Raw genomic sequence first — 13,963 nt, forward strand, 5'->3', positions numbered from 1 at the left:
TAATAGGATCTCGGGCAGCGGATAGATCACTTTGGCGAGTTGGCGCGGATCGCGTAGGCTTGCCAGATGTTCCATCAGACGGCTTACGGCATTGGCAGGAGGTGGGCATTGGGTAGGGGGGATAGGAGGAGTGTTTGGCATCTTGACGGCTCTCGGAGTAAAAGCCTTACTTATCCTCTATTTATATAGCAGGGTTCAAGCGATTGCCCTGTAAACCAGTAAAGGGTAAGAGACGAGCAATGAACCATAGGCCGAACAAACCTGCCAAACTATAGCCATGTAGGGTGGGTAAGCCCGTCCAGTTTTTAACAGCCGTTAATAAAAACCCAGCAATTACCGCCAAGGCATAGGCAAACACCATTTCATGCGCATGCCATAACATCGGGGGATAAGTAGCAGGGAGACCTACCCATTGGAAGTTATACAAAGCGACCCATGCCAAAGTGCCAAAAACAGCAAACAGGCTTGCCGCCAAAAAGAAAGGGCGGAAGCCTAGTTGAAATAACGCAAAGCGCGGGGGCGTGTCAGTGGGATCAGTAATTTGTAACATAATATTTCGTGAACCAAGCCTCAAAATAGATCACAAAGATTTATAAAACCCACCATACTCGTTCAGCCCCTTTAGTGCCAACATAAAAAACCTATTATTTAGGGCGTCTATGAGCTGCAGGCAGGCGTAAATGTGATGCCTTCAATACCAATAGCCAGCCCCAATGTTTGTAAATATTGCGCTAATGCCCGTCGTGTCACTTGCTCATGTAAATATACCCGAATACGCGCGGCAACGAGTTCATAGTCCAAGGACTTACCTTCTTCGCGTTGATCTACCCGCACCACATGAAACCCAAAGCGGGTTTCTATGGGCTGATTATGTAAACCTACAGGCAGTCGCCATACTTGACGCTCAAACTCTGCCACCGTTTGCCCTAGTGACAATTGCCCAAGGCTGCCTCCTTGCCCTGAAGAGGGACAAGCGGAATATTGCCGAGCGAGTGTTGTGAAACTTGCCGGATCAGCTTGCAATTGTCGCAGTAATTGCTCTGCTAGTTGGCGTTGTTGATCGCGTTGCACCATATCATCAGGGGCTGCAGGTAGCAGAATATGACTCACCGCTAACAATACTGGAGTTTGGAAACGTTGCCGATTGTTTTGGAAATAGTGAAAACACTGCGCCTCTGTTGGATCAGGTGCTTGCAGCTCCCTTTCCAACAGTAGGGCAGTGCGTTCTTCCTCACTAGCGGCTTCAATGTGTAAGGCAACAGCCCGTTGTGCTAATAGCTCACGAATGACCAGACTAGTGGTCGCTGCCTGCCAGGCTTCTTCCATTTGTTCGGCTGGATGATATTGCAACTCCTGTGCAATGGTTGCTTCCGTTAAAATACGTGAGCCAACCCGCACCTCTGGCCTTCCCAATGTGGGAGGGGTAGGCTCAGAGTGAGGGCGATATATCCCAATATCCATTACTTAACCCCTTGCCCGTACAATCTGATAACGACGATTCACATATTGCAGCGGAACGCTCCAAATATGTACTAAGCGAGTAAAGGGGAAGAGCAGGAAAATGGTTAAACCTAGGACAATATGCAGCTTAAAAATAATCCCCACATCGGCTAAATGAGCAGCGGCACCCCCTTTAAAAAACACAATGGCTTGCGCCCATTCGGCGAGTTTTAGCATATTGCTACCATCTAAATGGCCTAAGGTCGGAATAATAGTCAGTAAGCCAAGGGTCACTTGTACTAGCAAAATACCAATAATGACCAGATCCATCGTCGAGCCTGTTGCCCGTACTCGTGGGTCGTTCATGCGGCGCAGGAATAACAGTAGTGCGCCATACCAACAGGCTATACCGGCAATACCCCCCACCATAATGGCTAGGACTTGTTTGGTGCCTGCCGACATAAAGGGTTCATAGACCCAATGCGGGGTCAGTAAACCTACTAGATGTCCAAAGAAAATCACCAAAATACCCACATGGAATAAATTGCTGGCTTTACGCATATGGGTTTTATTTAGCATTTGGCTAGAGCCTGCCCGCCATGTGTATTGTGCATGGTCGTAACGTAGCCAACTGCCGAGCAGAAATACCGTACCTGCTACATAGGGGTACAGTCCAAAGAAAATTGCATCAAAATAAGACATATCAGTTCTCCCTAAAATGTAGCGTATAGGCTTGATTAGCGGCTTGAGTGGGGCGGCAGGAGCTGCCTTTGTCTTCTACAAAGCGCACCATTTCCTCTTCCCACACCTTATCCAATGCAGCCGGGGTATCATCGCGGGATTCAATCGCTACTTTATCGCGTAATTCAGCCATATTCGGCTGAATGCCAATCATTGCGAGTAGCGCATCAAACAAGAGATGGTAAGGGCTATCACGCTCTTGTAAGCGTGCCGATAGCAGCGCGAGTATGGGGTGAATATCACCTAGACCTTGAGCAGCCTCTGCTTCAGTGCGGGTAGCGAGGTATTCGAGATAGAGCGGAATATAATCCGGCAACTCCTTAATATTTAACTCTAAGCCCGCATCACGGTATTGCTGCAGCAAATCCACCATTGCCTGTCCACGGTCGCGCGACTCACCATGTACATGTTCAAATAACAGTAATGATAGTGAACGCCCACGATCAAAGGTGGAGACATAATCTTCCTGTGCATCCAATAAACCGCGTGCCCCTAGGCGCTGAATAAATGAAACTAGGGAACTACGTAGCGCTAGGGGCAAACGGGTCTCTTCACGCACGACCTCCATCAAGGTCGTTTGGGCGGTTAGCAGCTCAGCGCTGGGGTAGTCTAGTAAACGTGCAATGACTACAAAAATTTTGATCATGAGTTGACTTCCTGTTTCACGAAGTCAATTTTTTGTACCATCGTTACTGTTTGCTTACGCCCACCGAATAGGTTGACCTCATTGTTACTACTACCGCTACAACCATCTCCAAAGCTGAAACCACAACCGCCACGCTCTGGGAAGGCATCGCGGGCCAGTTCTCGGTGACTGCTGGGAATAACGTAACGGTCTTCATAATTAGCAATAGCGAGGTAACGGTACATTTCCTTGGCTTGAGCCTCGGATAAACCGACTTGCTCTAGTGCACGAGTATCGTGAATACCCTCTACCGTTTCGGCTCGCTTATATTGACGCATAGCCATTAAGCGTTTGAGGGCTAATTTCACCGGCTCCTCATCACCTGCGGTCAATAGATTGGCTAAATAGCGCACGGGAATACGTAAGCTATCCACATCCGGTAAAACACCCTCATAGCCAATTTTGCCCGCATCAGCCGCGGACTGAATCGGAGAAAGGGGAGGCACATACCACACCATGGGTAGGGTACGGTATTCAGGGTGTAAGGGTAGAGCTAGCTTCCAATCCATTGCTAGCTTCCAGACCGGAGATTCTTGTGCGGCTTTTAACACACCGTCGGGAATACCGTCTTTTTTTGCCTGTTCAATCACTTTTGGGTCAAAGGGATCGAGGAATACCTCCAATTGTTTTTCGTATAGATCGCGTTCATTGGGGGTGCTGGCGACCGCTTCAATTTTATCAGCGTCATAGAGCAATACCCCTAGATAACGAATCCGTCCGACACAGGTTTCAGAACAGACGGTGGGCATGCCAGACTCAATACGCGGATAGCAGAAAATACACTTTTCAGATTTTCCAGACTTCCAGTTGTAATAAATCTTTTTGTAGGGGCAGCCGCTGACACACATACGCCAGCCTCGGCATTTGTCTTGGTCAATCAAGACAATCCCGTCTTCATCACGCTTATAAATCGCACCACTCGGACAAGAGGCGACACACGCCGGATTCAAACAATGCTCACATAAACGCGGCAGGGTAAACATGAAAGTATTTTCAAATTCACCATAAATGTCTGCTTGAATCTGCTCGAAGTTTTTATCTTTGCGCCGATGAGAAAACTCAGTACCGAGAATTTCCTCCCAGTTTGGCCCCCATTCGATCTTGTCCATACGCTGACCTGAGATCAATGAGCGGGGGCGGGCTACTGGCTGATGCTGGCTATCCGGTGCATTGTGTAGGTGTTGATAGTCAAAATCGAAAGGCTCGTAGTAGTCATCAATTTCAGGTAAATCGGGATTGGCAAAGATATTGGCTAATATCCGAAACCTTCCACCAATACGTGGCTCAATTTTGCCATCGGCACGGCGTAACCAGCCGCCTTTCCACTTATCCTGATTCTCCCATTCTTTGGGATAGCCGATACCGGGTTTGGTTTCGACATTATTAAACCACGCGTATTCCATGCCTTCGCGTGAAGTCCAGACATTTTTACAAGTAATCGAACAGGTATGGCAGCCGATGCACTTGTCTAAATTCAGCACCATGCCGACTTGGGAACGAATTTTCATTTTACTGCCTCCTGCTCATAGTCATTGCCTTCATTATCGAGCCATTCGACTTTGGTCATTTTGCGCACAATAACGAACTCATCACGATTAGAACCCACCGTGCCATAGTAGTTAAAGCCATAGGCTAATTGGGCATAACCGCCAATCATATGCGTGGGTTTGGGGCAAACACGGGTGACAGAGTTATGAATACCGCCCCGTTCGCCGGTAATGGCAGAGCCGGGGACATTCACAATTTTCTCTTGAGCGTGATACATCATGACCATGCCGGGCATAACGCGCTGACTGACTACTGCACGAGCGGCTATGGCTCCATTGGTGTTGAATAGGTCAATCCAATCATTATCGACAATACCGAGTGTTTTGGCATCGGCTTCACTCATCCATACAATCGGCCCCCCGCGTGATAGGGTGAGCATGAGTAGGTTATCAGTATAGGTTGAGTGGATACCCCATTTTTGATGCGGCGTAATCCAGTTCAAAGCCAGTTCTGGGTTGCCATTCGATTTTTGATTAAGCAGCGGCTTAATGGTTTTGGTATTAATGGGTGGACGATAGACCAGCATACTTTCACCAAAGTCACGCATCCAGTCATGATCCAGATAGAACTGTTGCCTTCCCGTCAGAGTACGCCAAGGGATTAACTCATGCACATTGGTATATCCGGCATTATAGGACACATGCTCATCTTCCAAACCGGACCAGGTAGGGCTAGAAATGATTTTGCGCGGTTGGGTAACAATGTCACGGAAGCGAATTTTCTCATCTTCTTTATAGCGTGCGAGATGAGTATGGTCGATGCCGGTGATTTTTGATAAAGCAGCCCATGCTTTTACCGCGACTTGCCCATTGGTTTCGGGCGCTAGCGAGAGAATCATTTCCGCCGCATCAATCGCACTGTCTAGACGTGGGCGGCCTTCATTGCTGCCGCTAGTGTGCTGGTGATTGAGTTTACCGAGGAAAGCAACTTCGATGTCGGTATTCCAATTAATACCTTTACCACCATTACCCAGTTTCTCCAGTAAAGGACCAATCGAGGTAAAACGCGCATAAGTGTCGGGATAATTACGCTCAACCGCAATAAATGCGGGGGCGGTTTTACCCGGAATCAGCTCACATTCGCCTTTTTTCCAATCCTTCACACCGATCGCTTGACCGAGTTCAGCCGGAGCATCATGCAATAAGGGTAGGGTTACTAAATCGGTTTCTATGCCTAAATGACCCTCACAGACGCGAGAAAAGGCTTTAGCAATCCCTTTGTAGATTTCCCAATCACTACGCGCTTCCCATGCAGGATCAACCGCAGCAGTCAGCGGATGGATGAAGGGGTGCATATCGGAGGTATTCAGATCATCCTTTTCATACCAAGTCGCGGTAGGTAGCACAATGTCGGAATATAAACAGGTAGTAGACATACGGAAGTCGAGGGTGACGAGTAAGTCCAGCTTGCCCTCAGGCGCGTCTTGATGCCATTTAACCTCTTGCGGTTTGCTGCTCCCCATTTCACCGAGATCTTTGCCTTGTATACCGTGTTTAGTACCCAGCAAATATTTGAGCATGTACTCATGCCCCTTACCTGAGGAGCCTAATAAATTTGAGCGCCACACGAATAGGTTACGCGGGAAGTTTTGTGGATTATCGGGATCTTCTGCGGCAAAGGCGATCTTGCCTGATTTAAGTCCTGCTACGGTGTACTCAACTGGACTCATGCCTGCGGCTTTGGCAGCTTTTGCGATATGTAGCGGGTTAGTATTGAGTTGTGGTGCAGAAGGTAGCCAACCCATACGCTCGGAGCGCACATTATAGTCGATCAAGTTACCGGATTGACGCTTAGGGTTAGCTAAGGGCGAGAGGATTTCCTTGATTTCTAGCTTCTCATAGCGCCATTGACTAGCGTGATTATAAAAGAAGGAGGTCGAATTCATTTGCCGAGGAGGACGGCTCCAGTCGAGGGCAAAGGCTAACGGTAACCAGCCAGTTTGTGGGCGTAGCTTTTCTTGTCCCACATAATGCGCCCAGCCACCGCCCGATTGCCCCACACAACCACACATAGCCAGCATATTAATGAGGCCACGGTAATTCATATCCATGTGATACCAGTGGTTCATGCCCGCCCCAACGATAATCATCGACTTACCTTTGGTCTTATCGGCAGTATCAGCAAATTCACGCGCAATGCGAATCACTTTATCGCGAGGTACACCTGTAATCGCTTCTTGCCAAGCCGGAGTATAGGGTGCATTAGCATCATCAAAGTCTTTAGCACTGTCATCATCACCCAGACCACGGTTAATACCGTAATTCGCCATATTCAGATCATAAACCGCGACTAATAAACCTTCCGAGCCATCGGCTAAGGTGACTTTGCGGGCGGGTAATTTATATTTGAGAATATCCTTAATGGTATTACCCGCAAAGTAATCACTAGGCACACCACCAAAATAAGGGACGGCTACGTCCACCACCGTATCGTGATGTTCTACTAATGAGAGGCGTAGGGTAATGTCAGTGTGAGTTTTGCCATCCTTTTGTTGCAAATTCCATTGACCGCTGCCATCCCAACGGTAGCCAATGGAGCCATTCGGGGAAATGATTTCACCGGTGGCATCATCAATCGCTACAGTTTTCCAATCGGGATTTTTCTCCTCGCCTAGACCTGAAACAAAGTCGCTAGCACGCGCAAAGCGTCCGGCTTGATAGCTGCCATCCTCACGTTTTTCTAGTAAAACAAGATTAGGCCAGTCAGTATAGCGGCGCACATAATCTGTGAAATAAGTGCTCGGCTTATCCAGATGGAATTCTTTAAGAATCACATGACCAAACGCTAGCGCTAAGGCAGCATCAGTGCCTTGCTTGGGATTTAGCCATTGATCAGCATGCTTGGCGACCTCGGCATAGTCCGGTGTAATCGCAACCGTTTTCGTACCTTTATAGCGTACCTCAGTAAAGAAATGCGCATCCGGTGTACGAGTCTGTGGAATATTCGACCCCCACGCAATGATATAGCTACTGTTATACCAATCGGCAGATTCTGGTACATCGGTTTGTTCACCCCATACCATCGGCGAGGCGGGTGGTAGGTCGCAATACCAATCGTAGAAGCTCATGCACGTCCCACCAATTAAGGAGAGGTAACGGCTTCCGGCGGCATACGACACCATTGACATAGCGGGGATAGGTGAGAAACCAATCACACGATCGGGGCCGTATTGCTTGGCCGTGTACACATTGGCGGCTGCAATCAGCTCGTTTAGCTCTTCCCAATTTGAGCGAATAAAGCCGCCCAAACCACGACGGGTTTTATAGGATTTTGCCTTGACCGGATCTTCCACAATGGAAGCCCATGCTGTGACCGGATCGGAGTTTTTAGCCTTAGCATCGCGCCATAATTCCACTAGCTGTCTACGTATCAAGGGATATTTGAGGCGGTTAGCGCTATAGGTATACCACGAATAACTAGCCCCCCGTGGGCAGCCACGCGGCTCATGATTAGGTAAGTCAGGGCGAGTACGAGGATAATCCGTTTGCTGTGTTTCCCACGTGATTAAACCGTTTTTGACATATATTTTCCAACTGCATGAGCCGGTACAGTTTACCCCATGCGTGGAGCGTACTACCTTGTCGTGTTGCCAGCGTTGACGATAGCCATTCTCCCAGTCACGATTTTCAGTGGTTGTCGCGCCGTGTTGGTCGGAAAAGGGTTGTGAGGTACGTTTAAAAAAATTCAATCGATCAATAAAGTGGCTCATAGCAAGCAATGCTCCCGTGTAGTGCTACAGATACCCTGAACATCAGTGGCGATCTGCGGGGTGGGGTCATAAAGTAGAGTAGTCATACATTATTTCTCCGGTATTAAGGGTTTTTGATTTCGCTACCGCTACGCAGATAGAACCACCAGTTCAAAATCAGGCATAGTGCGTAGAAAATCGCAAAACCATACATGGCATATTCAGGTGTACCGGCTTGGATTTGATTACCAATCACAACGGGGGCGATAAAAGCGCCATAGGCCGCTACAGCCGAAGTCCAGCCGAGTACAGGGCCTGCTTGAGCGCGATCAAAAATGAAGCCTATAGAGCGGAAAGTGGAACCATTACCAATGCCGCTAGCTGCGAATAACACAATGAATAAACCCAAAAAGGCAGGAAAATAGAGTTCAGGAGTAGGAGACGCATAAGCCTGCATCATCACATAGCCCACCGCCGCAGAGGCAATTACCATCACTACAGAAACCACCTGAGTCACAATGGAGCCACCAACCTTATCTGAAATCCATCCCCCTACCGGACGAATAGCAGCACCTACAAACGGGCCAATCCACGCATAAGTAAGGGCTGAAGGAGCATTGAGGTTTTTGGTAGTATGAGTGATGACACCTGCTGCATCAGGTAAGTGCTGGAACCCGAAAATAACGGTAATAGCTAAAGGTAATGCCATAGAAAAACCAATGAATGAGCCAAAGGTGACTACATAGAGAGCCGTCATCGACCAAGTGTGTTTATTCTTAAAAATAGCAAATTGCTTGGCTACGTTTTCCTTCATGGCTCCAAACGCGGCTAAACGCATAATCAAGAGTGCCGCTAAAATATCCAGTGGAATGGCTATCCACATATTCAGCAGCCCTAGTCCAGTAGGTGCGGGTAGGTATAGATAAAGGATGGCAATCGAAGGAATGAATACCAGCGAGTAGAGATAGGTAATTTTTAGAAAGGCTACGATGGGACTACCAGTGTCGGGTGATACTGTCTTGAGGTTATTCATCCCAAACCAGCATAAGATGGAGAGTGGTACTAGTGAAATTACCCATGCTAGACCCGCATTTTGAATCCAAGTCGGTGTACCAGCGGCTATTTTACCAAAAATCCAACCGCTATCTTTTTGCAGGATCATGGATTCGCCACCGAGAGCGCCAAATATCCCTACAGTCATCACAAGGGGTATGACGATTTGCATCGTGGTGACACCAAAGTTACCTAAACCCGCATTAAGACCGAGTGCTGTACCTTGTAAGCGTTTAGGATAAAACGTGCTGATATTAGACATGGAGCTAGCAAAATTACCCCCGCCCACACCTGACCAAAGAGCCATCAGTTGAAATACCCACAGCGGAGTATCAGGATGCTGGAGTACTAATCCCGTCCCTAAGGCAGGGGCTAATAACATCGCGGTAGTCAGAAAAATAGTATTGCGTCCACCCGCGAGGCGAATTAGGAACGAGGCGGGAATACGCATGGTAGCACCGGAAATTCCGGCAATGGCGGTGAGGGTGAATAGCTCTTCTTTGGTAAAGGGAAAACCTAGATTGAGCATCTGTACCGTAATAACGCTCCACATGCTCCAGATGGCAAACCCACACAGCAAGGCTGGAATCGACAGCCATAAATTACGATTGGCAATCTTTTTGCCAGTCTGTTCCCAGAATGTGTTATTTTCCACATCCCATTGTTGGATATCTTTCATAAGAAAGTCCTTAAAATATAAATAACGCGAATCACTGGGGCTGAGTTTGTTGGCGCAAACGTTCTTGCTGGATATGCAAGTCGGCATATACAGGGCGTACTTCCGTGAAATACATCCACATGAGCGATACCCAAACAATTCCAAACATCAACATAAAGGCAGACGAACGAATGCCGGTTAAATCCACGAGCATTCCAAACATAATAGGCATGAGAAAACCACCCAAACCTCCGGCTAATCCAACGACGCCTGAAACGACACCAATATTTTGTGGATAATCATCTGAGATATATTTAAAAACCGAAGCTTTACCAATCGCAAAGGCAATTCCTAAGGTAAACATGAAAATAGTAAATAGAGTGGAGTTCAAACCGAAATGGAAAGTGGCATCACCGTCAATGGTTTTAATGGTAAAAGTAGTTTGTGGATAAGAGAGGAAAAATAGGCATACTAAAGCAACCCATAGTACCCACCAAGTAATGGTATGCGCCCCAAATTTATCAGAGAAATATCCACCGACTGCGCGTAATAAGCCTCCAGGAATACTAAATGCAGCGGCTAGAACAGCGGCTGTTTTAAGATCAAAGCCATATTCTGAAATATAATACTTTGTCATCCAGAGTGATAACGCTACATAGCCACCAAATACAATGGAGTAATATTGGCTATAGCGCCAAACGCGAGGATCTTTGAGTGCCGCTAATTGCTCACTGACCGTGACTGATTTAGCAACTTTATGGCTAGGATCGGTAAAGGTAAAAAACCAAAAAATAATGGCCGTGATCAGCATTAAAACCGCATAAACCCTAGGAACCATAGTCCAGCCATAACTCACCACAATCATAGGAGCCACTAATTTAGTGACTGCCGAACCCGTATTACCGGCTCCGAAAATTCCCATAGCAGTACCTTGCTGATCTTTAGGAAACCAACGCGCACAATAGGCAATACCAACGGTAAAAGACCCCCCCGCAATCCCAACAAATAATCCCAGAATTAAAAACTGCCAATATTCCGTAGCATAGGTAATCAGCCAAATAGGAATAACGGTTGATAACATTAAAATAAAAAAGACTAGACGCCCGCCCCATTTATCCGTCCACATGCCTAGGGGTAAGCGGGCTAGTGAGCCGGTTAATACGGGGGTTGCTACTAAAATACCAAATTGGGTTTCATTCAAACCCAAAGAATCTTTAATCGGAATGCCAATAACAGCAAACATCATCCAAATCATGAAGCACACGGTAAATGCTAGCGTGCTCATAATAACGACTGACCATGCCTTATATTGTTGTGTTGCCATAACTCACTTATCTCGCTTGTCTGAATAGACGGTGAACCTAGTTGTACGCTGCTACTGAGGCAACGACTAGTGGGCAGATAAGGGGTAATAAACACGGATATACCACTTTAGTGGTATAGGTGATTTTTAACTAACTATTTGTTTTATATAAAAACTATTTGGGTAGTGGCTTTATTATAGGGTGACGGGAGATCATTAGGGGTATACCTAGGATTCTGTCTTGTTTCACTAGTGGTAGTACTATAATAAAGCATAGTGGAGTGCTCAGTATTTTAATCGGCAGGGATCGTAATATTTTGAAATCGTTGGCGTGGACTAAATTGCAAAACTCTTTGCTGTTTCGCTTAGGGGGAATGATTGCAGCTATCACCTTACTGGCTATTTTAGGCATGTCTACTTCGTGGATGGTTGCCGAAACTACCCAAGGCAGTGGTCAGGCTATTAATATCGCGGGTAGTTTACGCATGCAAAGTTGGCGTATGGCCTCGATACATCAGCAGTTAGTACATAAAGACGATCCGCTACAACGTACCCGTCTTGAGCAGGCCATCACACAATTTGAACAAGATCTTACTTCGGATTCAATTCAATCGGTATTACCTACCGATGCAAATGGCTCATTGAGATTCACCTATGAGGCTATTCAAACGCATTGGCAACAGAACATTATGCCAGCACTACAAATCATTAGTGCCTCAAGTAATGAAGAGTTATTAAGTGCTATTCCGTATTTTGTGGATACGATTAATTATTTAGTAAAGCAAATTGAAGAAGCGACAGAAGCAAAAATATTAGTGTTACGCATAGTTTTAGGGGTGGCAGTGATTGGCACTTTATTAATGGTATTACTCTCCATTTATCTTATTCGTAATATTTTAGTTAATCCACTCAAGGATTTATTGAGCCTTACCGATCAAATACGCCGTGGTAATTTAACTGTGCGTTCGGGGCTAAAAGGTGAGGATGAAATCGGGTATCTAGGGCGAGCTTTTGATTTGATGGCAGAGGACTTATTTAAGCTTTATCGCGATCTAGAAACTCGTGTGGAACAAAAAACGGAAGAATTGACTCGTAGTAATCGCTCATTAGATTTGCTGTATCGTTCGATTATACAGTTGCACGGTATTTCTCCGAGTCGAGAAGTGTTTTATAAGGTATTAAAAGACGCTGAAGCGACTTTAGGTTTGGGGGTGGGAACCTTATGTTTAAAAGGGGATCATGATAAACAGGGTACGGTTATCGCTACGACGGCTCCGAATCAACAGTCTCCTTTATGTTTACAAATGGCTAATTGTGAGGAGTGCCAAAATACTAAAACGGTAGGGTTAGAGCCAGCTACTCAGTCGGGTAGACCTATTATACGTTTGCCCCTTACTAATACTGATAGGCATTATGGTTTATTAGCGATTGATATTCCGGCGGATAAACAGGCGGAGCTGTGGCAATTACAATTATTAGAAGCGCTCTCGCATCATATTAGTGTGACGCTCGCCTCCGAACAACGTATTGAGCAAAATCGGCGGGTCGCTTTATTAGAGGAGCGAGCAGTCATTGCGCGTGAATTACATGACTCACTCGCCCAATCACTCGCTTATATGAAAATTCAAGTCAGTCGCCTACGCATGGCGATTCAAAACCCCGCAACGGCACATGAGGTGGCAGAGGCTTTAGAGGAATTACGCGAAGGATTGCATTGTTCTTATCAGCAGTTACGAGAATTATTGTCTACGTTTCGGCTGCGTATGGAGGGGGCTGATTTGGGTATGGCTTTAGCGCAAACCACCGCCGAATTTGCCGAGCGCGGTGATTTCCCGATTCAATTGGATATTGATCTCGGCGTTTTACACCTCACCCCGAATGAAGAGATTCATTTACTGCAAATTGTGCGTGAGGGCTTATCTAATATTCTTAAACATGCCCGTGCACAACAGGCGTGGGTGAGCTTAAAGACCCAAGATACTAATAAGGTAGAGTTATTAATTGAGGATAATGGGATTGGTATTCAAGCCAATGCTTCTTTGCATCACTATGGTATTACGATTATGAATGAACGTGCGCAAGCATTAGGGGGTAAATTGGTCTATTATGCGCGTCCGCAAGGTGGTACGGGAGTGCGGCTGATTTTTACCCCACATCAAAGTTCATCTTCCACTCCTATGACTGTAGAGATTCCTTATGCTGCCTGAAGAACCACAACGCCTATTGATCGTGGATGATCACCCTTTGTTTCGTAAAGGGGTGCGCTATTTAGTGAATATGATTCCTGATTTCACGATTGTAGGGGAAGCTTCTTGTGGGCAGGAGGGTATTGATCTGGCGGCTGAGCTGACCCCCGATATGATTCTGCTAGATCTGAATATGAAGGATATGAGTGGGATTGAGGTTTTAAAAGTGATTAAAGCCTCTGGTTCGGATGCGCGAGTGGTCATGTTGACCGTCTCTGATCAAGCGGATGACCTGATTGCGGCCTTGCGTTCGGGCGCAGATGGTTATTTGCTAAAAGAAATGGAACCAGAAGATCTAGTGGAAAAGCTCGCTGAAGCAGCGGCGGGGCATATTACTCTGACTGAGCGCCTGATTAATATCTTAGCTCATAGTATGCGCCATGACGCAGCTCACCCCAAGACCACTGTAGAGGCAGGATTAACCGAACAAGAGCAGCGCATTCTAGAAAGAGTTGCGACAGGTAAAAGTAATAAATTAGTAGCACGGGAATTAAACATTACCGAGGGGACGGTAAAAGTGCATGTGAAGCATTTGCTACGTAAGCTAAATCTACGCTCGCGGGTCGAGGCGGCGGTGTGGTTTGTAGAGCAGCACAGATAA

Annotated in this window: 10 protein-coding genes; 2 read left to right on the forward strand and 8 right to left on the reverse strand. The window is 46.7% G+C overall.

Translation table 11 applies throughout. The annotated features are described in order from the left end of the window. Nucleotides 1–181: 181 nt before the first annotated feature. The 8 genes from A3IK_RS0104730 to A3IK_RS0104765 form a co-directional block, all read right to left on the reverse strand. Entirely contained in the window at nucleotides 182–550 is a 369-nt protein-coding gene (locus A3IK_RS0104730; RefSeq protein ID WP_020558831.1) for an NnrS family protein, read from the reverse strand. A 107-nt stretch (nucleotides 551–657) separates the two neighbouring features. After that, nucleotides 658–1,461, reverse strand: a complete 804-nt coding sequence (locus A3IK_RS18535; RefSeq protein WP_020558832.1) for a peptidylprolyl isomerase — start codon at nucleotides 1,459–1,461, stop codon at nucleotides 658–660. A gap of 3 nt (nucleotides 1,462–1,464) precedes the next feature. Further along, nucleotides 1,465–2,142 (reverse strand): respiratory nitrate reductase subunit gamma, encoded by a 678-nt coding sequence (gene narI, locus A3IK_RS0104740; RefSeq protein WP_020558833.1) that lies wholly within the window; start codon nucleotides 2,140–2,142, stop codon nucleotides 1,465–1,467. Nucleotide 2,143: 1 nt separating this feature from the next. Beyond that, a complete protein-coding gene (gene narJ / locus A3IK_RS0104745; RefSeq protein ID WP_020558834.1) occupies nucleotides 2,144–2,827 on the reverse strand; it encodes a nitrate reductase molybdenum cofactor assembly chaperone in 684 nt (227 codons plus the stop codon). Beyond that, on the reverse strand, nucleotides 2,824–4,374 hold the full coding sequence (narH, locus tag A3IK_RS0104750; RefSeq protein ID WP_020558835.1) for a nitrate reductase subunit beta: 1,551 nt from the start codon (nucleotides 4,372–4,374) through the stop codon (nucleotides 2,824–2,826). Before narH ends, narJ begins: the two co-directional genes overlap by 4 nt. Further along, entirely contained in the window at nucleotides 4,371–8,123 is a 3,753-nt protein-coding gene (locus A3IK_RS0104755) for a nitrate reductase subunit alpha (RefSeq protein WP_020558836.1), read from the reverse strand. The genes narH and A3IK_RS0104755 overlap by 4 nt, the downstream gene beginning before the upstream one ends. Before the next feature lie 103 nt (nucleotides 8,124–8,226). Next, on the reverse strand, nucleotides 8,227–9,834 hold the full coding sequence (locus tag A3IK_RS0104760; RefSeq protein ID WP_020558837.1) for an MFS transporter: 1,608 nt from the start codon (nucleotides 9,832–9,834) through the stop codon (nucleotides 8,227–8,229). Nucleotides 9,835–9,865: 31 nt separating this feature from the next. Next, on the reverse strand, nucleotides 9,866–11,137 hold the full coding sequence (locus A3IK_RS0104765) for an MFS transporter (protein ID WP_020558838.1): 1,272 nt from the start codon (nucleotides 11,135–11,137) through the stop codon (nucleotides 9,866–9,868). A gap of 296 nt (nucleotides 11,138–11,433) precedes the next feature. Here A3IK_RS0104765 and A3IK_RS18540 point away from each other — a divergent pair, with 296 nt between their 5' ends. Both A3IK_RS18540 and narL read left to right on the forward strand, forming a co-directional pair. Further along, entirely contained in the window at nucleotides 11,434–13,323 is a 1,890-nt protein-coding gene (locus A3IK_RS18540) for a type IV pili methyl-accepting chemotaxis transducer N-terminal domain-containing protein (protein ID WP_245539455.1), read from the forward strand. After that, nucleotides 13,313–13,963, forward strand: a complete 651-nt coding sequence (narL, locus tag A3IK_RS0104775) for a two-component system response regulator NarL (RefSeq protein WP_020558840.1) — start codon at nucleotides 13,313–13,315, stop codon at nucleotides 13,961–13,963. Before A3IK_RS18540 ends, narL begins: the two co-directional genes overlap by 11 nt.

Source organism: Thiofilum flexile DSM 14609, from assembly GCF_000380185.1.
In the GTDB taxonomy this organism is placed as follows: Bacteria; Pseudomonadota; Gammaproteobacteria; order Thiotrichales; family Thiotrichaceae; genus Thiofilum; species Thiofilum flexile.